Annotated in this window: 18 protein-coding genes; 8 read left to right on the forward strand and 10 right to left on the reverse strand. The window is 54.6% G+C overall.

Features of this window, described 5'->3' with window-relative positions; all coding sequences use genetic code 11:
* Positions 1-36 precede the first annotated feature (36 nt).
* The gene (locus tag CDA56_RS03180) at positions 37-918 is read right to left on the reverse strand and encodes a LysR family transcriptional regulator (RefSeq protein WP_025107691.1); all 882 of its coding nucleotides are present in this window, start codon (positions 916-918) and stop codon (positions 37-39) included.
* A gap of 103 nt (positions 919-1,021) precedes the next feature.
* Here CDA56_RS03180 and CDA56_RS03185 point away from each other — a divergent pair, with 103 nt between their 5' ends.
* The 7 genes from CDA56_RS03185 to CDA56_RS03215 all read left to right on the forward strand — a co-directional run bounded on the left by CDA56_RS03185 (position 1,022) and on the right by CDA56_RS03215 (position 8,279).
* A complete protein-coding gene (locus tag CDA56_RS03185) occupies positions 1,022-1,432 on the forward strand; it encodes a CidA/LrgA family protein (RefSeq protein ID WP_004097823.1) in 411 nt (136 codons plus the stop codon).
* A complete protein-coding gene (locus CDA56_RS03190; protein WP_046876820.1) occupies positions 1,425-2,114 on the forward strand; it encodes an LrgB family protein in 690 nt (229 codons plus the stop codon). Before CDA56_RS03185 ends, CDA56_RS03190 begins: the two co-directional genes overlap by 8 nt.
* Positions 2,115-2,711: 597 nt before the next feature.
* Positions 2,712-3,251 carry a fimbrial protein gene (locus CDA56_RS03195; protein ID WP_032747511.1) on the forward strand — a complete coding sequence of 180 codons (540 nt, stop codon included), beginning with the start codon at positions 2,712-2,714 and terminating at the stop codon, positions 3,249-3,251.
* Between the two features lie 61 nt (positions 3,252-3,312).
* On the forward strand, positions 3,313-3,999 hold the full coding sequence (locus tag CDA56_RS03200) for a fimbrial assembly chaperone (RefSeq protein ID WP_025107688.1): 687 nt from the start codon (positions 3,313-3,315) through the stop codon (positions 3,997-3,999).
* Positions 3,953-6,541, forward strand: coding sequence for a fimbria/pilus outer membrane usher protein (locus CDA56_RS03205; RefSeq protein ID WP_047724832.1), 2,589 nt, complete (start codon positions 3,953-3,955; stop codon positions 6,539-6,541). The genes CDA56_RS03200 and CDA56_RS03205 overlap by 47 nt, the downstream gene beginning before the upstream one ends.
* Positions 6,538-7,152, forward strand: a complete 615-nt coding sequence (locus tag CDA56_RS03210) for a fimbrial protein (RefSeq protein WP_077259527.1) — start codon at positions 6,538-6,540, stop codon at positions 7,150-7,152. Before CDA56_RS03205 ends, CDA56_RS03210 begins: the two co-directional genes overlap by 4 nt.
* Positions 7,153-7,175: 23 nt before the next feature.
* Positions 7,176-8,279, forward strand: coding sequence for a type 1 fimbrial protein (locus CDA56_RS03215; RefSeq protein WP_025107685.1), 1,104 nt, complete (start codon positions 7,176-7,178; stop codon positions 8,277-8,279).
* Positions 8,280-8,317: 38 nt separating this feature from the next.
* Here CDA56_RS03215 and actP read toward each other — a convergent pair whose 3' ends face one another.
* The 3 genes from actP to acs form a co-directional block, all read right to left on the reverse strand.
* Positions 8,318-9,967 (reverse strand): cation/acetate symporter ActP, encoded by a 1,650-nt coding sequence (gene actP / locus CDA56_RS03220; RefSeq protein WP_025107684.1) that lies wholly within the window; start codon positions 9,965-9,967, stop codon positions 8,318-8,320.
* Positions 9,964-10,278, reverse strand: coding sequence for a DUF485 domain-containing protein (locus CDA56_RS03225; protein ID WP_025107683.1), 315 nt, complete (start codon positions 10,276-10,278; stop codon positions 9,964-9,966). Before CDA56_RS03225 ends, actP begins: the two co-directional genes overlap by 4 nt.
* Before the next feature lie 180 nt (positions 10,279-10,458).
* Entirely contained in the window at positions 10,459-12,417 is a 1,959-nt protein-coding gene (gene acs, locus CDA56_RS03230; protein WP_047724829.1) for an acetate--CoA ligase, read from the reverse strand.
* A 411-nt stretch (positions 12,418-12,828) separates the two neighbouring features.
* Here acs and gltP point away from each other — a divergent pair, with 411 nt between their 5' ends.
* Positions 12,829-14,142 (forward strand): glutamate/aspartate:proton symporter GltP, encoded by a 1,314-nt coding sequence (gene gltP, locus CDA56_RS03240; protein ID WP_004109428.1) that lies wholly within the window; start codon positions 12,829-12,831, stop codon positions 14,140-14,142.
* 36 nt (positions 14,143-14,178) lie between these two features.
* On the opposite strand, the gene CDA56_RS03245 is transcribed toward gltP, so the two are convergent.
* From CDA56_RS03245 to alsA, 6 genes are all read right to left on the reverse strand, one after another.
* A complete protein-coding gene (locus CDA56_RS03245) occupies positions 14,179-14,862 on the reverse strand; it encodes a tetratricopeptide repeat protein (protein ID WP_103815300.1) in 684 nt (227 codons plus the stop codon).
* A gap of 204 nt (positions 14,863-15,066) precedes the next feature.
* On the reverse strand, positions 15,067-17,214 hold the full coding sequence (fdhF, locus tag CDA56_RS03250; RefSeq protein ID WP_077598876.1) for a formate dehydrogenase subunit alpha: 2,148 nt from the start codon (positions 17,212-17,214) through the stop codon (positions 15,067-15,069).
* Between the two features lie 256 nt (positions 17,215-17,470).
* Entirely contained in the window at positions 17,471-18,382 is a 912-nt protein-coding gene (alsK, locus tag CDA56_RS03255) for an allose kinase (RefSeq protein WP_102803512.1), read from the reverse strand.
* Positions 18,366-19,061 (reverse strand): D-allulose 6-phosphate 3-epimerase, encoded by a 696-nt coding sequence (gene alsE / locus CDA56_RS03260; protein ID WP_014227571.1) that lies wholly within the window; start codon positions 19,059-19,061, stop codon positions 18,366-18,368. Before alsE ends, alsK begins: the two co-directional genes overlap by 17 nt.
* 10 nt (positions 19,062-19,071) lie before the next feature.
* Positions 19,072-20,052 (reverse strand): D-allose ABC transporter permease, encoded by a 981-nt coding sequence (gene alsC, locus CDA56_RS03265; protein WP_014837152.1) that lies wholly within the window; start codon positions 20,050-20,052, stop codon positions 19,072-19,074.
* Complete coding sequence (alsA, locus tag CDA56_RS03270) at positions 20,031-21,563, reverse strand: D-allose ABC transporter ATP-binding protein AlsA (protein WP_025107678.1); 1,533 nt, start codon at positions 21,561-21,563, stop codon at positions 20,031-20,033. Before alsA ends, alsC begins: the two co-directional genes overlap by 22 nt.
* Positions 21,564-21,574 lie beyond the last annotated feature (11 nt).

Raw genomic sequence — 21,574 nt, forward strand, 5'->3', positions numbered from 1 at the left:
TCCCCGGGTCAGGCGTTGACGCCGCGACCCGGGGACTTACTTCAGCCAGAACGCCTTACTGCACTCCAGCCACGCTCGCGCGCTGTGCGACAGATAAACGCCTTCCCGCCAAATCATCCCCAGCTCCCAGCGCAGATCGCTCTGCAACGGCATCCAGCAAAAGCTCTGCGGGTCGAGGCGCTGGCAAATCGGCTCCGGCAAAATCGCGATGCCAATCCCCGCCTGGACCATGGCGGCCAGAAAATCCCACTGTCCGCTGCGCACGGCGATGCGCGGCTTAACATCATGCTGAGCAAACAGCCGCATCAGCTGCTGGCTGAGGGCGAAATCCTCGTTGTAAATCACCAGCGGATGCGCGGCGAGCGCCTGCGGCGACAATGACCTGAGGCCCTCCCATTGTGCCGTTCTCGGCGTCAGTACGCAGAGCGGATGGCTGAACAGAGATAGCGTCGTCAGGCCACTGGCCTCATCAACCGGAAGTGCCGTCATGGCTAAATCCAGTTCGCCGTTGCTGACCGCCTGCTGCACGGTCAATCCGCCAAACTCGGAGATTTTCAACTCGATACCCGCATAGCGCTGGCGAAAGCGGCTAATCGGCTCGGCCATCAGCATGCCGACCATCGGCGGGATCCCGAGACGCAGTACGCCTTTGTGCAGATGATTAATATCGCTCAGCTCCGACTCCAGCTGGTGAAATTCGCCAAGGATAGCCTGCCCGCGCTCGAAAACCACGCGTCCGGTATCGGTCAGCAGCAGCCGGCGACCGTCGCGGATCAGCAGCGTGCAGTTCAGCTCATCTTCAAGGTTTTTAAGCATCTTGCTGATGGTGGGCTGCGTGACGAACAGTTTCTCCGCCGCGCGGGTAAAGCTTTGCTGGCGAACCACTTCGACAAAATAACGCAGCGTTCGGATATCCATAATTATTCCCTGAGACTATACCTGTGATGATTTTAATTCATTTCTGCCGCGCCGGGCGGCTCTCTATACTGCACGCCTGTCTTCTTTTTCAGGAATACCGCTCATGGCCTTTGCGCCAGCTCGCGTGACGCCCTTCGTTATGCAACGTCTTCAGGTACCGGTTCAGGTCCTGATCTACGCCGGACTGTTCGTCTGCGCTGAATATTTAGTTAACTGGCTGCACCTGCCGCTTCCGGCGAATCTGGTGGGCATGCTGATGATGCTGGCGCTGATCGTCTGCCGGGTGATTCCTTTAAACTGGGTACGCGCCGGAGCCCGCTGGCTGCTGGCGGAGATGCTGCTGTTTTTCGTACCGGCGGTGGTGGCGGTCGTCAACTACGCGCAGCTGCTGATGGTTGATGGCTGGCGTATCTTTCTGGTGATTGGCTTGAGCACTACGATGGTGTTGGGCGCCACGGCATGGGTGGTTGATAAAGTGTATCGCTATGAAGTCAGCAGGATGAAACATGAGTGATTTTCAGCTGAGCCTCCTGTGCCTTCTTGTCACGCTGGGACTCTATTTTGCCAACAAGCGGCTTTATCGCCGCTTCCATAAACTGCCGCTGATGCCGCTGGTTTTCACCCCGATCCTGTTGGTCATGATGCTGGTATTCGGCCATATCTCTTATCAACGCTATATGGGGGAGACCCACTGGCTGCTGTGGCTGCTGGGCCCGGCGACTATCGCCTTTGCCGTGCCGGTATACGACAACCTGGCGATTATTAAACGCCACTGGATGTCGCTGACGGCTGGCGTCACTACCGCCTCGGTTGTCGCGGTGACCAGTTCGGTGTGGCTGGCGCGATTATTTACCTTGCCTGATGAGATCCAGCGCAGCCTGGCGGTACGCTCCGTTACCACCCCCTTTGCGCTGGCGGCAGCCAAACCGCTGGGCGGCCAGCCAGATTTAGTCGCTCTGTTTGTCGTGGTCACCGGGGTATTCGGGATGGCGGTAGGGGATGTACTGTTTCTGCGTCTTTCTATTCGCGAAGGTATGGCAAAAGGGGCCGGATTGGGTGCCGCATCGCACGGCGCCGGTACCGCACGATCCTACGAGCTTGGCCCTCAGGAGGGCGTGGTCGCCAGCCTGGTGATGATGCTATCCGGAGTGGTGATGGTGCTGGCCGCGCCGCTGGTGAGATGGGCCATGTTCTGAACCCCTTTTTAATTAATCAACGCATACTCGCTAAGGTACTTTTCCATATCTCACGACTATTTATACTCATATGAATAGTCATTTCATCTTATCGAGATGAACGGTTAATTAAATATTCGTATTTGTAAGATAATCCGATGATATCATAGGTTTTATCCTTATTTGTCCCCCTCTTAAATTGTAATTAAATGTTTCAATTTGAGGTTTTTTTGATATTAATGAAGAATGTGAATATGTGAAATGATATTTTTTATGAATAAGTTTAATGTTTAACGCTATGATTTTATTTGGTTATTTATAATATATATTTTGTATTAATTGGTTCAAAGTTATTATTCATTTGAGATGATTCACATATGGTTATTGAGAATAGTCTCGATTTTAGATACCTTATTGACGTGAGCTTTTATTATTGAATGGATTCATGTGGAACTAAAGCTCTTGTATTTATAGGTTAGTAATATTAAATGCAGGTTACTCACTCCCCATGCACATTATCGGCTTATAGTTTTAGCTGATGTCTGGCTTCATTCTCTAATAGACGCCATAAAACAATTGATGGATTGATTGTTAATCTTAATAAAAAGGGGAATACCAATGAACTTCAGTACCAAAACTCTTGCCAAAATATTAGCCTTATCTGCCGGCTGCGCTCTGGTTAATCTGTCTCAGGCCGCGAATACCATTACTTTTAAGGGTAAGGTCTCCGACACTACCTGTACAGCCACTATCGATAATGGCGTTTCGTCCATTGATATGGGGACCTCATCGGTAGCCGATCTGGATGCGAATATCTACGGTGCGGCGAAGAGTTTTTCTTTCACTTTAACCGGATGCCCTAAGACGACAGACGGCGGTACCAGTGTGGCCAAAGTGACGTTTGGTGGCGAAGCGGACACGACGAATAGCGATTACTTCAGGAACCAGGCGACAGACTCACCCGCTACTGGCGTTGCGGTGGCGATTTTTGACAACAAGGGTGCCCTGCTGAAGAACAATACGGAAGGTGCTGACGTCGATATTACCTCCGGCACCGCGACCATTCCTTTTACCGTCAAACTGGCTAAATCTGGCGCGGATGCTCCCACCAAAGGGGCGGTGCAGACAACCGTGACTTACAACGTTACCTACTATTAATTTAGCGTCATATAAACCGACAAAAGGGAAAGCTCGCCGCTTTCCCTTCCTGGACTCTACCATGAAAAAATTAGCTTACTTAATCTGTTTTTTTTCCTGCATGTCTGTCGCACAGGCCAGCGTGGTGGTGGGGGGCACGCGAGTCATATTCGATGGTACCCAAAAGGCGGCGACGGTCTCTGTGCAAAATAAGGATAACGTGACAAATATCGTACAGTCCTGGATCGCGGTTGTGGATGAGGCATCACCAGCAAAAGATTCCTTTATTACCACCCCTCCGCTGTTTCGCCTGAAGGCCGGCGAACAAGGGTTTGTCCGAATCCTCCGCTCAGGTAAACCGCTGCCCGAAGAGCGAGAGTCGATGTTTTGGCTGAATATTAAAGGTATTCCCGCTATGGATAGCGCGCCGGACAAAAACATGGTGCAGTTTGCCATTAACTCGCGGATTAAACTTATTTTTCGACCAGCGGCATTAAAAAATGCCATACCGGAAAAGTTTGCCGAAAAACTGCAGTGGTCTGCTGAAGGCAGAGATATTAAAGTTAAAAACCCCTCGCCATTATATATGAACTTTTCTGATATTACGGTTAATGGTAAGTCAGTTCCTGAAGCATGGTTTGTTGCGCCTTTTTCAACCATAAAAATACCGGTAGCAAACACATCTTCACCAGGGAAAAAGAAAATCACATGGAGCGTGATCAATGACTATGGAATGCCGGGACCAAAATATACCGCCATCATTCAATAACGTTGGACAGAATTTTACATTCCTGTTGAAACGTGGCTACGTTGCCATTATTTCCTGCTTTATCACTATTCCGTTACCCGCTATCGCAGGTGAGTATTTCAATCCTCACCTGCTGGAGGTCAATGAAACCGGTACAACGGCCGTCGACCTGAGCTATATTTCCCAGGAAACCGTCCCGCCGGGCGAATATAACCTTGATGTTTATATTAACGACGAATTTATTGCTTCCGAATCAATCAGCTTCACGCAACAGAGTGAAGATCGTGACGCTTCTTCACCCTGTATCAGCGTCGCGCATCTGAAAGCGTGGTCAATCAAAACGGAAAATTATCCCGAGCTCACGGTCGCGGGTTCCCGCTGTGCCCGACTATCCGCAATCCCTGGATGGGGAACCACGGTATTACTTTCACAACAGCGCGTTGATTTTAACGTGCCTCAGGTCGCGGTGATGCATCATCCGCGGGGATATGTCCCTGAAAGCCGGTGGCAACAGGGTATTACCGCGGGGCTACTTAACTATAATCTCTCCGGGCAAAAGACCGATCCGCGGCACGGCGGCGAAGCGACGTCCAGCCAGTTTGTGAGCCTGCAGCCGGGTTTAAACGTCGGGCCGTGGCGTTTACGGAACTACAGTACTCTCAACCATAATGATGACGGCAACCAGTGGGACTCGGTCTACAGCTATATTTCACGTGATATCCAGGCCCTGAAAGGCCAGCTGATCCTGGGCCAGACCTATACGTCATCAAGCGTGTTCGACAGTATTAGCTTCACCGGGCTACAGCTGAACTCAGATAAAGAGATGCTGCCGGATAGCATGAATGGTTTTGCGCCGGTCATTAAAGGCATCGCCCGCACCACCGCCGACGTGACGGTCTATCAGAACGGATACAGCATTTATAAAACAACGGTTCCCCCTGGCGCGTTTGAAATAAACGATCTTTACCCAACCGGGAGCGCGGGCGATCTGAATGTGACGGTAAAAGAGTCCGATGGCAGTGAACAGAGCTTTGTGGTGCCTTTTGCTTCGCTGGCGATTTTGCAGCGCGAGGGCCAGATAGATTACGCCCTGAGCAGCGGTAAAACGCGTTCGGGGAGTTCCGGCGGAAAAGAATATAGCTTCCTGCAATCTAACATTGCCTGGGGAGCATCGAGCAACGTCACGCTGTATAGCGGTTTTCAGCAGCTGGAGAACAAATACAGTAATGTTATCCTGGGCGCCGGGCTTAACCTGGGCACGATCGGCGCGCTCTCCCTCGATGCGTCCCAGTCCCGGGCGGATATAAAAGAGACGCCAACGTCGAATCACACGTCATCCAGCGAAGGGCAATCTTATCGCGTGCGCTTTAGCAAAGATATTCCGCAGACGGGAACCAACTTCTCCGTTGCCGGGTATCGTTATTCAACCCATGGCTATTATTCTCTGCAGAATTTTATTGATAGGTCGAATGCGCATAGCGGGTGCTGTTCATCAACGGGGCGGACTAAAGATCGTTTTGACGCTTCAGCCTCTCAGACTCTCTCAGGGTATGGTTCACTCTCCTTCTCTTTGGTCAGTGAATCTTATTGGGATAATTCACGCATGGAGTCGTTGGGCGTGAGCTACAGCAATACCATTGGCCGCATTTCCTATTTCATTAACTACTCCTATAGTCGAAATGTCCAGAGTTCAGGCCAGAATAGCGATAGTTCTCAGATCAGCGATAACCTTATTTCACTCACGGTGAGCGTGCCTTTTGGTGCGGATATCTCGGCCAGCTACAATATGAACAGCAGCCGGATGGGCGACACGACCCATAGCCTGGGTTTAAGCGGTTCGGCTTTTGCGGACCGTTCTCTGAACTGGAATATGCAGGAGGGTTACAATGCCAGCGCTAAAAGGACTTCCGGCAACGTCAATCTCAACTATCAGGGTTCAAAAGGTGAAGTCACCGCGGGATACGGGTATGACAGCTATAGCGCCCACTATAATTACTCGCTACGCGGTGGGATGCTGGCCCATTCCAGTGGAATAACGCTGTCACGCTATCTGGGCGAAAGCGTTGCGCTGGTTGAAGCGCCTGGCGTCAGCAATATTGCGGTGCGCGGGCAGACTAACGTGATGACCGACTCTGCCGGATACGCCGTTGTACCCTTCGTACGGCCCTACCATGAAAATAATCTCTCTCTTGATGAACAGCAGGTCTCGGGAGCGGAAATCGATAATATTGCCAAAACGGTGGTCCCGACGCGCAATGCGATTGTAAAAGTTAAATATAATACCTGGATTGGCTATAAGGCGATGATGACTTTGCGTTTTAATAATAAAGAGGTCCCTTTTGGCGCCGTTATTACATTAGATGATGCAAGCCAGCAACCTCAAGAAAAACGCAGCACTATCGTAGGGGATTCCGGACAGGCCTATCTGACCGGGCTATCTGAAAAAGGCCGGTTATTTGTGAAGTGGGGTGATAGCAAAAATAGCCAATGCTATGTTAACTATGATTTATCCACCAATAAATCGGTTGATGATATCGTTTTTTATGCAGCGGATTGCCGATGATGAATAACTGGATGATTGCCTTGATACATAAATTAAGAATGGAATTAATGAGGGTAAATAATGGCGGGCGATTAATGAAATCGTTCGGGGTATTTATTATCACTATCGGACTTGCGTTGATGTTTGTAAGGCCAGCCTGGGCTTATGACGCCAATAGTACTGTTAATTTCAATATCACCGGTAAGATTGAAGAGCCCGTATGTGAGGTATCGGTAAAACCCTCCAGCGCTATCGATTTAGGAACGGTTTCCTATCAAAGTTTGAGCGGTAAACCGGGCGCGAGTAGCGCGGCTAAGATAGTTTCAATCGCCTTTGATAATTGCTCAACGGGTACGGCGTCAGTGACGCTAATGTTTAGCGGTATTGTATTTGTTGGCAACGATATCAATGTATATATGAATGAGCTTTTTTCTGGTGCTCAGGACGTGTGGCTACAGTTGCAAAGCGCGGTGGACCAGAAAAACCTGGGACCAGGTGATAGCTATACCTATTTTTTCACTGATGGCGCTGAACATGTTTTTAATATGATCGCAAGAATGTATACGCCGAATGGTCGGGTGACGGCGGGCAGTGTCTCCTATACGGTCACGTTCAATGTTGCCTATAAATGATCTATTTTCGCCAGGGAAGAACTATGAAGACGTTAATTTTATTGCTGCTGGCCTGCTTATTACCGGCTTACAGTTGGGCATGCCAAACGGGTGCAAACTCGGGCGATATCGCTTTAACTAATTTACCTCCACAGATACTGGTTAATGCCGGTAGCTACTCGGCGGGGACCATCCTTTATGATTCAGGGCAGATAACGCATCCAACCACCTCCATTACGGATTGTCGGGGTTGGTTATATGCACTGTTCGGATGGAGCTCGGGGAATGCGGGCACCTTAGTGGGGGATAACATCTACTCGACCTCCGTGCAGGGTATCGGTATTCGCGTCAAATTCTGGCTCAATATCACGGGTGAATATGGTGGTGATAACGATGATTTTAATGCTGACTACAGCGTTCATCATATCGGTGATGCAGACTTGTATCTGGGAAAACCTAATGGATCTTTTGATGACAAGGCAAGCACATATTATGCGCCAACGTACCAGGTCCAGCTTGTGGCAACGGGGGGAGCTATTGCCAGTAACAGCACGCTGACGCTGGCCGATCCGATTTCCACGGTTTCTATTCTGGATCTTGACGGAACGATGGCTATTTCCCAGCTGCACGTGACGGGCTCGACAAAAATCCAGCTGACCCCGATGGGGTGTTCGGTTGATTCGACCGCGCTGAATTTCCAAATGGGCTCAGTGAAAACAAGTGAGTTTAATCTTTCTAACAAAGCTGGCTCAGCTCAGCAAACGCTGACCCTAACCTGTGAGCCGGGAACATTCGTGGCGATGCGCGTTACGGCGCCAGAAGCGGAGGGTGATAATTCCGATCATACCGTTATTGCGTTAACGTCCGGCGAAAACGTAGCGACCGGCGTTGGAGTACAGCTGAATCTTTATAACACACCATTAATCGTGAATAATGCAATCTACAGGGTATTTTCAGAATCGAAAAGAACGACTGTGACCAACCCCGGCTCGGAGGCCAGCTATACAATATTCACCGATCCTGATAATCCCGGCGGGGCGGCGGCATCGAACGTCCTGACGTTTACCGCGAACTATTACAAAACCGGATCTAACGTGACGCCAGGCACCGCGAATGCGAGCGGAACGATAACCTTTATCTACCAATAAAATATTCCCCGACCGGCAGGCCGGGGAACGGGCAATGATTAATGCGCCTGGCCTTTCTCGATGCCGATACCGGTCTGCGAACGGATAAACTGAGCGCGGAACAGCTCGCGCTCGCGCGCGCCTTCCGCTGAGCTATCGGTGGCGGAGAAGAACCAGATACCGATAAAGGCCACGGCGATAGAGAACAGCGCCGGATATTCATACGGGAATATCGCCTTTTCGTGACCGAGGATCTGCACCCAGATGGTCGGGCCGAGGATCATCAGAATCACCGCGGTCAGCAGACCCAGCCAGCCGCCAATCATCGCCCCGCGGGTGGTCAGCTTCGACCAGTACATCGACAGCAGGATAATCGGGAAGTTACAGCTGGCGGCGATGGAGAACGCGAGGCCGACCATAAAGGCGATGTTCTGATTCTCGAACAGGATGCCCAGCAGAATCGCCACCACGCCGAGGATCAGCACGGTAATCTTCGACACCTTCAGCTCCTGACGCTCGGTCGCCCCTTTACGGAACACGTTCGCATACAGGTCGTGAGAGACCGCCGACGCGCCAGCCAGCGTCAAGCCAGCGACCACCGCCAGAATAGTGGCGAAGGCCACGGCGGAGATAAAGCCGAGGAACAGGTTACCGCCGACCGCGTCCGCCAGATGCACCGCCGCCATATTGTTACCGCCGATAAGCTGACCGGCCGCGTCTTTGAACGCCGGATTCGCCCCCACCAGCATGATGGCGCCGAAGCCGATGATAAAGGTCAGAATATAGAAGTAGCCCATAAAGCCGGTGGCGTAGAACACGCTCTTACGCGCTTCTTTGGCGTCGCTCACGGTGAAGAAGCGCATCAGAATATGCGGCAGACCCGCGGTGCCGAACATCAGCCCGAGGCCTAGCGATAGCGCCGATATCGGGTCTTTCACCAGTCCGCCGGGGCTCATAATCGCCGAGCCTTTCGGGTGGACCGCCATCGCTTCGGTGAACAGATTATTGAAGCTGAAGCCGACGTGCTTCATCACCATAAAGGCCATAAAGCTGGCGCCGAACAGCAGCAGGACGGCTTTGATAATCTGCACCCAGGTGGTGGCGAGCATGCCGCCAAACAGGACGTAAAGCACCATCAGCACGCCGACCAGCACCACCGCAATGTGGTAGTTGAGGCCGAACAGCAGCTGGATAAGCTTACCCGCGCCGACCATCTGGGCTATCAAATAGAGCGCCACCACTACCAGCGAACCGCAGGCGGAGAGGGTGCGGATCGGCCCCTGCTTAAGACGATAGGACGCTACGTCGGCAAACGTGTAGCGGCCGAGGTTACGCAGGCGTTCGGCGATAAGAAACAGAATAATCGGCCAGCCGACGAGGAAACCGAGCGAGTAGATCAGCCCATCGTAGCCGGAGGTGTAAACCAGCGCGGAAATGCCGAGGAACGAGGCCGCCGACATAAAATCGCCGGCAATCGCCAGCCCGTTCTGGAAACCGGTGATATTGCCGCCCGCGGTGTAGTAATCGCTGCGCGAACGTACGCGTTTTGAGGCCCACCAGGTGATATAGAGCGTCAGGGCGACGAAAATCAGGAACATGATAATCGCCTGCCAGTTGGTCGGCTGGCGCTGTACCGCGCCGGTGAGAGCATCAGCGGCATTGACGGTCAACGGGAGCGTGGCGGCGAGCGCCGTCAGGACTTTCTTCATGATGCTTTTACCTCGCTGAGAACGCTTTTCGTCAGCCGATCAAATTCACCATTTGCCCGCCAGACGTATATTCCGGTTAAGACGAAAGAGATAACGATCACGCCGATACCAATCGGAATACCCCGGGTGACGCTGGTTCCCGCATGCAGCGGCGTGCCCAGCCAGCCGGGGGCGAAGGCGATAAGCAGAATAAAGCCCACATAAATCACCAGCATAATCAGTGACAGGATGGCGGCAAACCTTTGCCGGGCTGCAACAAGCTCCTTAAAATGCGCACTATTTTCTATCCGCTGACAAATCTGTTCGTTCATCGTAGCGTCTCCAGAGGTTCCCTTTCGTCATTCACGCACCGGTCGTTGGCAACACTCATCCGCCCGGCAGTTAACTGTCGGGAATCAGCCTGTTTACCGCTTTCCTGCTACCTGAAATCCTTGGGGAGTCGTAATTATATCCTCTCCCCTGGTGGGGAGAGGGTGTAGGGGATCGTTGGTTTACGATGGCATAGCGATGGCCTGCTTCTCTTCGAGCAGTTTTTCCACCACGCCAGGATCGGCAAGCGTTGAGGTATCGCCGAGGTTACTGGTATCGCCCGCGGCAATTTTGCGCAGAATGCGGCGCATGATTTTGCCCGAACGGGTTTTCGGTAACGAATCGGTCCAGTGCAGCACGTCCGGCGTCGCCAGCGGGCCAATCTCTTTACGTACCCAGTTGCGCACCTCGGCGTACAGCTCCGGCGTCGGCTCTTCGCCATGGTTGAGGGTCACGTAGGCGTAGATGGCCTGGCCTTTAATGTTATGCGGAATGCCGACCACCGCCGCTTCGGCGATTTTCGGATGCGACACCAGCGCCGATTCAATTTCGGCGGTACCCAGACGGTGGCCGGAAACGTTCAGCACGTCATCGACGCGGCCGGTGATCCAGTAGTAGCCATCTTCGTCACGGCGCGCGCCGTCGCCGCTGAAGTACATATTTTTAAAGGTGGAGAAGTAGGTTTGTTCGAAGCGTTCGTGGTCGCCAAACAGCGTGCGCGCCTGGCCCGGCCAGGAATCGGCGATCGCCAGGTTCCCCTCGGTCGCGCCTTCCAGCGGCGCGCCTTCGTTATCCACCAGCACCGGCTGGACGCCGAAGAAGGGACGCGTGGCGGAACCGGCCTTCAGCTCGATAGCGCCGGGCAGCGGGGTGATCATAAAGCCGCCGGTTTCGGTCTGCCACCAGGTGTCCATCACCGGGCACTTCTCGTTGCCGATCTTCTTCCAGTACCACTCCCAGGCTTCCGGGTTAATCGGTTCGCCGACGGAGCCGAGAATACGCAGGGAAGAGCGGTCGGTGCCTTCGATGGCCTTATCGCCCTCCGCCATCAGCGCGCGGATCGCCGTAGGGGCGGTATAAAGAATGTTGACCTGATGCTTATCGACCACCTGGCACATACGCGCCGGGGTCGGCCAGTTCGGTACGCCTTCGAACATCAGCGTCGTCGCGCCGCAGGCCAGCGGGCCGTAGAGCAGGTAGCTATGGCCGGTGACCCAACCGACGTCGGCGGTGCACCAGTAGATGTCGCCCGGATGATAGTCGAACACGTATTTAAAGGTTGACGCCGCATAGACCAGGTAGCCGCCGGTGGTGTGCAGCACGCCTTTTGGCTTACCGGTCGAACCGGAGGTATAAAGGATAAACAGCGGATCTTCGGCGTTCATCTCTTCGGGCTGGTGTTCCGCGCTGGCTTTCTCGATCAGATCGCTCCACCACAGGTCGCGGCCTTCCTGCCAGTCGATTTTGCCGCCGGTACGTTTGAACACCACCACGTTTTCGATGCTCTTCACGTTCGGATTTTTTAGCGCGTCGTCGACGTTCTTTTTCAGCGGGATCGCGCGGCCGGCGCGCAGCCCTTCATCCGAGGTGATCACCAGGCGAGAGTTGGAATCGATGATACGGCCGGCGACCGCCTCCGGCGAGAAGCCGCCGAAAATGACCGAATGGATAGCGCCGATACGCGCGCAGGCCAGCATGGCCACCGCCGCTTCCGGCACCATCGGCATATAGATAGCCACGACATCGCCCTTTTTAATGCCCAGATCGAGCAGGACGTTGGCAAAGCGGCAGACATCGCGATGTAGCTCGCGATAAGTGATGTTTTTGCTCTGGCTGGCATCGTCGCCTTCCCAGATGATGGCCGTCTGGTCGCCGCGCTCCGCCAGATGGCGATCGAGGCAGTTAGCGGCGAGGTTCAGCGTACCGTCTTCATACCACTTAATGGAAATATTGCCCGGCGCGAACGAGGTGTTTTTCACGCGCGTATAGGGTTTTATCCAGTCAAGGATTTTGCCCTGCTCGCCCCAGAAGGCGTCAGGTTCGGTGACGGACTGCTGATACTGCGCCTGGTACTGTTCCGGGTTAATCAGGCAACGTTCCGCAATATTAGCGGGAATAGAGTGTTTATGTATTTGGCTCATGGCTTTTTTTCTCCTGTAGGTTGTTAAATATATGTCAAATAAACGTTAATAGTAGGGGCTTTGGCGGCTTTGTTTGCTATTTGGGGGGCAGATCACGCAATAATTAAATTGAATGAAAAGCAATCAAATGAAACTTTGATATGAAATAATTTCTGAAGTGGATTTATAGAAAATGAATATATTAAATATTTTTTATAACAAATACTTATGCAACATAAGGTGGGGATATTAGCGGGTTTATGCATAAAACCAGAGTAAACCGCTGTTCTTAAAGACTTGCGCAGCATGCCGTGCAAATGATACTGATACTGCGCGTTAAATAACCCTATAAAGCAACGCAACACAATTCATACCCCTTTCAGTGGGTGCCATTACCTCCCGGAATGGCGCTTTTCATCGAGGAAGTCTGTAGTGAAGAAAAAAACAAAAGTCAGCCTGGCCTGGCAAATTTTGCTGGCTCTGGTGCTGGGCATACTTCTGGGCAGTTACCTGCATTACCATGCCGAAAGCCGTGACTGGTTAATCTCAAACCTGCTGACCCCGGCAGGCGATATCTTTATCCATCTGATTAAAATGATCGTCGTACCGATCGTCATCTCGACCCTGGTGGTCGGTATTGCGGGCGTGGGCGATGCGAAGCAGCTGGGCCGTATCGGCGCGAAGACCATTATCTATTTTGAAGTGATCACCACGGTGGCGATCGTGCTGGGGATTACCCTGGCTAACGTCTTTCAGCCGGGGAGCGGAATCGATATGTCGCAGCTGGCGGCGGTGGATATTTCGAAATATCAAAACACCACGGCGGAAGTGCAGAGCCACGCGCATGGCCTGATGGGCACGATCCTCTCGCTGGTCCCGACCAATATCGTGGCCTCGATGGCGAAAGGCGACATGCTGCCGATCATCTTCTTCTCGGTGCTGTTTGGTCTGGGCCTCTCCTCGCTGCCCGCCACCCACCGCGAACCGCTGGTAACGGTGTTCCGCTCTATTTCAGAAACCATGTTCAAAGTGACGCACATGGTCATGCGCTATGCGCCGGTGGGCGTGTTCGCGCTGATTTCGGTGACCGTGGCGACCTTCGGCTTCGCCTCGCTGTGGCCGCTGGCTAAGCTGGTGATTCTGGTTTATTTCGCCATTCTGTTCTTTGCGCTGGTGGTATTAGGCATCGTGGCGCGGGTGTGCGGACTGAGCATCTGGACCCTGATCCGCATTCTGAAGGATGAGCTGATTCTGGCCTACTCTACCGCCAGCTCCGAGAGCGTGCTGCCGCGGATTATTGAGAAGATGGAAGCCTATGGCGCGCCGGCGTCAATCACCAGCTTCGTGGTGCCGACCGGCTACTCCTTTAACCTCGATGGCTCAACGCTGTATCAGAGCATTGCGGCGATCTTTATTGCCCAGCTGTACGGTATCGACCTCTCCATCTGGCAGGAAATTACCCTTGTGCTGACGCTGATGGTGACGTCGAAAGGGATTGCCGGCGTACCGGGCGTCTCCTTCGTGGTGCTGCTGGCGACGCTGGGCAGCGTGGGCATTCCGCTGGAAGGTCTGGCGTTTATCGCCGGCGTTGACCGTATCCTCGATATGGCGCGTACCGCGCTGAACGTGGTGGGCAACGCGCTGGCGGTGCTGGTTATCGCCAAATGGGAACACAAGTTTGACCGCAAAAAAGCGCTGGCGTACGAGCGTGAAGTGCTGGGAAAATTTGATAAAACGGCGCAATAAAACAGAAAGCCCGGTGACATCGCACCGGGCTTTTTCTTATCTTTTACTGATCCTGTCGAACTCTTCACAGCCGGTATCAAACCCCTCCTGACAGCTGACGTTGAGCCAGTGCAGCGCTTTCTGCTTGTTGGGTTCGATAAAGCCTTTTTCTCCCTGCTGGAAAAGCATCCCGGCCCAGTATTCAGCGTAGCCGGTGCGGGAGAGGGCAGAGCTCTCTTTAAAATACTGCGTCGCCTTTACGTCATCTTCCGGGGAATGAACGCCGCTGGCGTAGATAAGCCCCAGCAGCATCTGGGCGTCGACGGCTGAATCGCTTTCCGGATCCTGGGCGGCATGCTGTAACAGAGAGATGGCGTGCGGATAGTTCGGCGTACCGGCCTGCTGGTTCACCAGCACCCGGGCGAGGACTATTTCTCCCTCCCTGCTGCCGGTCTGCACCGACTTTTCCGCCAGCGCTTTCGCCTGGCGGTAGTCGGCCTGCTGCGGATTGCGGATTTTGAGCTGAGCCAGCAGCGCCAGCGCATCGCCGTCGCCCTTGTCTGCCGCTTTCTGCGCCCAGTATTCAGCCTGCGGAAAATCGCCGAAGCTGACGTAAGTGTCGGCCAGGTAGTACTGCGCGCGCGGGTCGCCCGCTTCGGCCAGCGGTTTGTACTGGCTGCCGGGTTCCATGGCGCCTGCGGCGACGCTTGCCATCACCAGCAGTAAATAGAGGTATTTCATTTTTTATTATCGGTAGAGGACATAGCGAGCAGTATAAAGGCAGGTGAAGGAGAAGAAAACGACGGGAACGAGTGGGGGATATGAACGTTTTACTCGAACCATCGTGCCGTCTGTTTCCCGGGTTGCGGCGTAAAAGCCTGACCCGGGCTACGGATTGTGTAGCCCGGACAGGTGCGAAGCACCGCCTCCGGGGAGGCGGCCTGATTAGCCCATCGCGCTTTCGCGCAGGCGGGTTTTCAGCTTATTGTACTCGTCAATTACGTACTGCTCGGCGGCCCGCTGGTCGGCAATCGGCTCAACGTTGACGGCGCAGTACTTGTACTCCGGCGTTTTGGTTATCGGGCTCAGGTTCTCGGAAACCAGCTCGTTACAGGCGCCAATCCACCACTGGTAGGTCATATAGACCGCCCCTTTATTCGGACGATCGCTGACCTGCGCGCGGGTGATAATACGGCCCTTACGCGAGTTCACCCACACCAGCGCCTCATCCTCAATGCCCAGACGTTCGGCATCAGCGGTATTGATCTGCGCATAGCCCGGTTCATCCGCCAGCGCGGCCAGCGCCGCACAGTTGCCGGTCATCGAACGGCACGAGTAGTGGCCGACTTCGCGCACCGTCGACAGCACCATCGGGTATTCGTCGGTGAGCTTATCAATCGGCGCGACCCAGTCGCAGGTGAAGAACTGCGCCAGACCGTTCGGGGTATCGAACTTCTCTTTAAACAGATAAGAGGTCCCCTGGTCGGCGTCGGACTCATCGCGGCACGGCCACATGACGTAGCCCAGCTCGCCCATTTTCTCGTAGGTGGCGCCGTAGAAATCCGGGCACAGATGACGCAACTCGTCCCAGATTTCCTGAGTGTTGTTGTAGTGCATCTTGTAACCCATCCGGGTGGCGATTTCGCTGATGATCTGCCAGTCGGTTTTCAGGTCCCACTTCGGCTCTACCGCTTTAAAGAAGCGCTGGAAGCCGCGGTCCGCTGCGGTATAAACGCCTTCGTGCTCGCCCCACGAGGTGGAGGGCAGGATAACGTCGGCCGCTGAGGCGGTTTTGGTCATGAAAATATCCTGGACGATAACCAGTTCCAGATCGTCGAAAGCCTTACGCACGGCGGACAGCTCGGCGTCGGTCTGGAGCGGATCTTCCCCCATGATGTACGCCGCCCGCACTTCGCCATGCGCCGCGCGGTGCGGCAGCTCGCTGATGCGGTAGCCGGTGTGCGCCGGCAGGCTGTCGACGCCCCAGGCTTTGGCGAACTTCTCGCGGTTTTCCGGGAATTTAACGTACTGATAGCCCGGATAGGTATCCGGCAGCGCGCCCATGTCGCAGGCGCCCTGAACGTTGTTCTGGCCGCGCACCGGGTTGACGCCGACGCTCGGCTTGCCGAGGTTGCCGGTGAGGATCGCCAGGCTGGTCAGCGAACGTACGGTCTCTACGCCCTGGTAGAACTGGGTGACGCCCATGCCCCACAGGATGGCGGCGGATTTCGCGCTGGCGTACATGCGGGCGCAGGCGCGGATCTCCTGGGCACTCACGCCGGTAATCTCTTCCACCGACTCCGGCGTATAGCCTTCGACGATTTTGCGATACTCTTCGAAGCCTTCGGAACGGCTGGCGACGAAGGATTTATCGTAGAGATCCTCTTCGATGATCACGTGTCCGATAGCGTTGAGCAGCGCGATATTCGAGCCGTTCTTCAGCGCAATGTGCATATCGGCGATGCGCGCGGTTTCGATTTTACGCGGATCGCAGACGATGATTTTCGCCCCATTGCGTTTGGCGTTAATCACGTGATTCGCCACAATAGGGTGTGAATCTGCCGGGTTATACCCGAAGATAAACACGAGATCGGTGTTGTCGATCTCGGTGATGGCATTACTCATAGCGCCGTTACCGACCGATTGGTGCAGACCTGCAACCGATGGGCCGTGTCAGACGCGAGCGCAGCAGTCGACGTTATTGGTACCAATAACGGCGCGCGCGAATTTTTGCATCACATAGTTGGTTTCGTTACCCGTCCCGCGGGACGAACCGGTAGTCTGAATCGCGTCCGGGCCATACTTCTCTTTAATGGCGCTGAGGCGAGTGGCGACGTAATCGAGCGCCTCATCCCAGGAGACGGATTCCAGCTTGCCGCCGCGCTGGCGACGGATCATCGGGGTTTTCAGGCGCGGGGTAAGGATCTGGGTATCGTTAATGAAGTCCCAGCCATAATAGCCTTTCAGACACAGGGTTCCCTGGTTGGTTTTCCCCTGTGCCGCCTCCGCCCGAACGATTTTGCCGTTATCGACCACCAGGTTGATTTTGCAACCTGATGCGCAATACGGGCAAACCGTGACGACTTTTTTCATCGGTCTTGCTCCAGTTAATCAATTGGCGCATACGCGCTATCGCGCCGTCACTATGCATCTTCTATGCCATGTTTTCACTGTGGGTATTGACTGATGATACGTCGTTTTTTTGGGCGAAATGCTGACGAAAAACAGGCTATCGTCAGTTTTGACGTGTCGACGCGGGCGCCTGTGACGCGGCCGGGTAGCCCGGCCAGGCGCGCAGCACCGCCGCCGGGGGGGAAGAGGCAGGTCCGGGCTATTGGCGTTACCTCGGCTAGCTTAAATACCGGCTTCTCGCCAGCGCCGCCGCGCCCTGAGCGCCGTTAAACGCGGAAGAGGAGGCGGCGATAAAGCGTACGGCCTGATACGGCAGCGGACGGCGGACGTAGGTTTTGACCATGGCGATGACGGCGTCACGCGGGAAGGCGGGCATATCCATCACGCCGCCGCCGAGGATCACCGCATCGGGGTCGAACAGGTTGATGCTGGTGGCGATGGCGCGGGCGGCGTGGTTTAGCAGCTGCTGCACAAACGGCTCCCGCGCGGCGTGAACGAACAGCTCGCCCAGTTCATAGGCGCGCGGCTGCTGTTCATACCAGCGCTTTAGCGCAATCCCGGAGCAGACGGTTTCCAGACAGGCGGGGTTGCCGCAGGCGCAGGTGAGGGCGTCATCGCCCTGCGGAATATGCCCCAGCTCGCCCGCCACGCCGTGGGCGCCGGTCCACGGCCCGCCGTTCAGCCAGACCGCGAAGCCCATTCCGGTGCCAAGATAGGCCGCCAGCACCTCCTGCTCCTGCAGGCCGTTCTGCTGCACATCAAAAGAGAGCTGCAGATTCACATCGCGGGAAAACTCCACCGGGCAGCCCAGCGCCGCTTCCAGCCGGTCGGCCAGGTTATACAGGTCGTCGGCGGCCAGCGGCAGATTGGGCGTTGAGATAATCGTCCGCTTGTCTTTTGCCACCAGCGCCGGAAATCCCATCACCAGCCCGCAGCAGTGGGCGTCGTGCTGGGTCAGCTGCTGCTGCAGCAGGTTTTTAATACCGTTGACCAGGCCGTCGGCGCTAATCACGTCGGCGGTGCGCCGCTTTTCGCAGTGCAGCGCTTCGCCCTGCGCCGTTTGCAGGCAAAGCCGGATATGGGTCGCGCCCATATCCACGCCCGCGACGACGTTACGCTGTTTTTGCATGAGGCAGTACCTCGCGTTTTGCCGTCAGGATCTGCTCTGCCATGATCTGCCACGCGTCTTCTATCTTATCGGCGTGATTGAAGAGGCCTGATGTGCCGACGATAAAGACGTCCGCGCCCGCCGCCATCAGTTTTTGATAGGTGGCTTTATTGCAGGAGCCGTCGATTTCGATCTCGTAGCTCAGCCCCTCTCGCTCGCGCCAGGCTTTCAGTTCGGCGATTTTTTCCAGCATCTCCGGGATGAACGGCTGCCCGGCGAAGCCCGGATCGACGGTCATCACCGTGATTTTGTCGGCTTTATGAATGTAGTACTTCATGGTCTCAACCGGGGTTTCCGGGTTAAGGATCAGTCCGACCTTCATGCCTTGGCGACGGATCTCTTCGATCAGGCGGAAGGCCTGGCCGTTAATCGTTTCCGGATGCAGGGTGATAAAATCCGCCCCCGCCTGCGCCAGCTGGCTAATGTAGTCCTGCGGGCGGGTGACCATCAGATGGCAGTCCAGCGGTTTGCTGGCCAGCTTTTTGACCTGGCTGACGAAAAAAGGCGACAGGGTCAGGTTTGGTACAAAATGACCGTCCATAATGTCGATGTGAAAATAGTCTGCGTGCTGGTCGATAAACTCGATCTGTTCTTTGAATTTCAGCAGATCCATACACATTAAAGAGGGAGCAATTTTCATGATAAATTCCTTACTTACTGATAAGACGGTCGAGGGCGACAGCCGCGATGATTAATCCGCCCATTACCACCAGCTGGTAGTAGGTTTGTACTTGCAGGATGTTCAGTCCGTTGTTGATAGTGCCGATAATCAGGCCGCCGATGACCACCGAGAAGATGCGTCCTTTACCGCCGAAGAAGCTGGTGCCGCCAATGATGGCGCTGGCGATGGCGTAGGTTTCAAAGCCCATGCCGGCCAGCGGTTCCGCCGCCCCGAGGCGGGCGGTGGAGACCACGCCCGCCAGTCCGGCGCAAACGCCGGAAATGATGAATACCAGCAGCATGTGGAACTTGACGTCGATGCCGGAGTAGAAAGCGGAGTGCTTGTTACCGCCCAGCGCGTAGATGTTGCGGCCCACGCGCATACGGGTGGTCAGGAACCACAGGATCACCGCCACAATCAGCGAGAAGATCACCGGAACCGGAATGCCCAGCGGCGTGGCGGCGAAAAAGTTAACGAAATCAAAAGAAAACCCGTACACCGAGTTGGCATCAGAGATCACCAGCGTAATACCGCGGAAGATGGCGTTGGTGCCGAGGGTAATAATGAACGGATGCAGGCCGGTCCAGTTGACCAGGCAGCCGTTGATGGCCCCCAGCGCGCCGCCGACCAGCACGCCGCCAATCAGCGCCGCGAGGAACGGGTCGACGCCCGCCAGCATCAGCTTCGCGGTGACCATCCCGGAGAGCGCGAGGATCGCCCCGACCGACAGGTCGATCCCGGCGACGAGGATCGCGAAGAACTCGCCCATGCCGATCAGGACGGTGACCGAGCTCTGGACGAAGATCTGCGTAATATTGTTGGTCGTCAGGAAGTACTCTGACGACAGGGTGCCGAAGATGGCGACGATGATGGCGAGAATAAAAAAGGTGCCGTATTTATCCCAGAACAGCGCGAAGTTAAACGGTTTTTTCTCGCCCATCTCGCCTTTCACTCTTGTGGTAGTGCCCATGCCATAATCTCCTCTTCGCTCATGTCGTCGCGATTGGTCAGGATTTGCGTCAGTCGCCCTTCGCAGAACACGGCAATGCGGTCGCAGACGGCGATAATTTCAGGTAGTTCGGACGACACCATCAGGATGACTTTTCCGTCATCGGCCAGCTGGCGCATCACTTTATAAATTTCGGCTTTTGCGCCCACGTCGATACCGCGCGTCGGCTCGTCAAAAATGATCACTTCGGGGCTGCAGCATAGCCATTTGGAAATCAGTACCTTCTGCTGGTTGCCGCCGGAGAGCTCGGTGATGTTTTGATCGACCGAATGGCACTTCAGCGCCAGCAGCTTGCGCTGCTCCTCCGCCGTTCTGCGTTCGTCGCCTTCGCGGAACAGCCCCATGGCCCCTTTGTAGCCGCCGCGCTTCAGGCTCTGGCTGACCGCCATATTCTGGGCGATGGAAAAATTGGGGAAAAAGCCGTTTTCCCGGCGGCTTTCGGTGATATACCCCATGCCTTTCTTTAAGGCGTCGAGCGGCGAGCGGGGCGAGATCGCGTTGCCGTTGAGGTATATTTCACCGCTGCTACGCTTATCGACTCCAAACAGGCAGTCCATCAGCTCGGTGCGCCCGGAGCCGACCAGCCCGGCAAAACCGAGAATTTCGCCGCGATTCACGCTAAATGAGATATCGCGTACCTTTTTCTTGTCATGGCTGGTGACGTTTTTCACTTCGAACACCGTCTCGCGGGCGATGTTGCCGGTGCTCTCTTTCATGGCGTTGAAGCGGTTTTGCAGCTCGCGGCCGACCATCAGGCGTACGATGTCGTCGTTATTCACTTCGCTGACCTTCCCGCTGCAGACGCTGCTGCCGTCTTTCATCACCGTGTAGCGGTCGCAGATGCGGCGTATTTCCGCCAGCTTGTGCGAGATATAAACAATGGCGGTGCCCTCTTTACGCAGCTGGTTCATGATCAGGAACAGATAGTCCACCTCTTTATTGGTCAGCGAGGAGGTCGGTTCATCCATGATCAGCACTTTAGCGTCGAGCATCAGCGTCTTGGCGATCTCCAGCATCTGCTTGTGGCTGATGGAGAGATTCGCCACCTTTTCGTCTAAATCGATCTTCAGCCCGACGCGCAGCAGCATCATCGCCGCCCGTACGCGCATTTCCTTCCAGTCGATAACGTTGACGCCGCAGACTTTTTTCGTCAGATGGCGGCCAATATATAAATTCTCCAGCACCGTTAATTCATCAATGACGCTGAGCTCCTGGTAAATAATACCAATGCCGAGCTGGGCCGCTAATTTATGGTCAAGCTTGTGGTAGTTAACGTTATTAATCGTAATGGTGCCTTTGGTCGGTTCATGTATTCCCGACAATACTTTCATCAGCGTTGATTTACCGGCACCGTTTTCCCCTAGTAACGCATGTATTTCATGGGGGTAAATAGTTAAATCAACCGATTTTAATGCGTGAACCGGGCCAAAGGATTTGCCGATCCCCGCCATTGAAATATATGGCGTGAGCATAGAAAATTTCC

It is taken from the genome of Klebsiella michiganensis (assembly GCF_002925905.1).
GTDB lineage: Bacteria > Pseudomonadota > Gammaproteobacteria > Enterobacterales > Enterobacteriaceae > Klebsiella > Klebsiella michiganensis.

Bases quoted from the DNA above. Each gene is read 5' to 3' on its own strand.
- CDA56_RS03185 (WP_004097823.1), top strand. From the start codon at position 1,022: ATGGCCTTTGCGCCAGCTCGCGTGACGCCCTTCGTTATGCAACGTCTT.
- acs (WP_047724829.1), bottom strand. From the start codon at position 12,417: ATGAGCCAAATACATAAACACTCTATTCCCGCTAATATTGCGGAACGT.
- CDA56_RS03200 (WP_025107688.1), top strand. From the start codon at position 3,313: ATGAAAAAATTAGCTTACTTAATCTGTTTTTTTTCCTGCATGTCTGTC.
- CDA56_RS03215 (WP_025107685.1), top strand. From the start codon at position 7,176: ATGAAGACGTTAATTTTATTGCTGCTGGCCTGCTTATTACCGGCTTAC.
- actP (WP_025107684.1), bottom strand. From the start codon at position 9,967: ATGAAGAAAGTCCTGACGGCGCTCGCCGCCACGCTCCCGTTGACCGTC.
- CDA56_RS03205 (WP_047724832.1), top strand. From the start codon at position 3,953: ATGACTATGGAATGCCGGGACCAAAATATACCGCCATCATTCAATAAC.
- alsE (WP_014227571.1), bottom strand. From the start codon at position 19,061: ATGAAAATTGCTCCCTCTTTAATGTGTATGGATCTGCTGAAATTCAAA.
- CDA56_RS03195 (WP_032747511.1), top strand. From the start codon at position 2,712: ATGAACTTCAGTACCAAAACTCTTGCCAAAATATTAGCCTTATCTGCC.
- alsK (WP_102803512.1), bottom strand. From the start codon at position 18,382: ATGCAAAAACAGCGTAACGTCGTCGCGGGCGTGGATATGGGCGCGACC.
- alsC (WP_014837152.1), bottom strand. From the start codon at position 20,052: ATGGGCACTACCACAAGAGTGAAAGGCGAGATGGGCGAGAAAAAACCG.
- CDA56_RS03190 (WP_046876820.1), top strand. From the start codon at position 1,425: ATGAGTGATTTTCAGCTGAGCCTCCTGTGCCTTCTTGTCACGCTGGGA.
- CDA56_RS03245 (WP_103815300.1), bottom strand. From the start codon at position 14,862: ATGAAATACCTCTATTTACTGCTGGTGATGGCAAGCGTCGCCGCAGGC.
- CDA56_RS03180 (WP_025107691.1), bottom strand. From the start codon at position 918: ATGGATATCCGAACGCTGCGTTATTTTGTCGAAGTGGTTCGCCAGCAA.
- CDA56_RS03225 (WP_025107683.1), bottom strand. From the start codon at position 10,278: ATGAACGAACAGATTTGTCAGCGGATAGAAAATAGTGCGCATTTTAAG.
- CDA56_RS03210 (WP_077259527.1), top strand. From the start codon at position 6,538: ATGATGAATAACTGGATGATTGCCTTGATACATAAATTAAGAATGGAA.
- alsA (WP_025107678.1), bottom strand. From the start codon at position 21,563: ATGCTCACGCCATATATTTCAATGGCGGGGATCGGCAAATCCTTTGGC.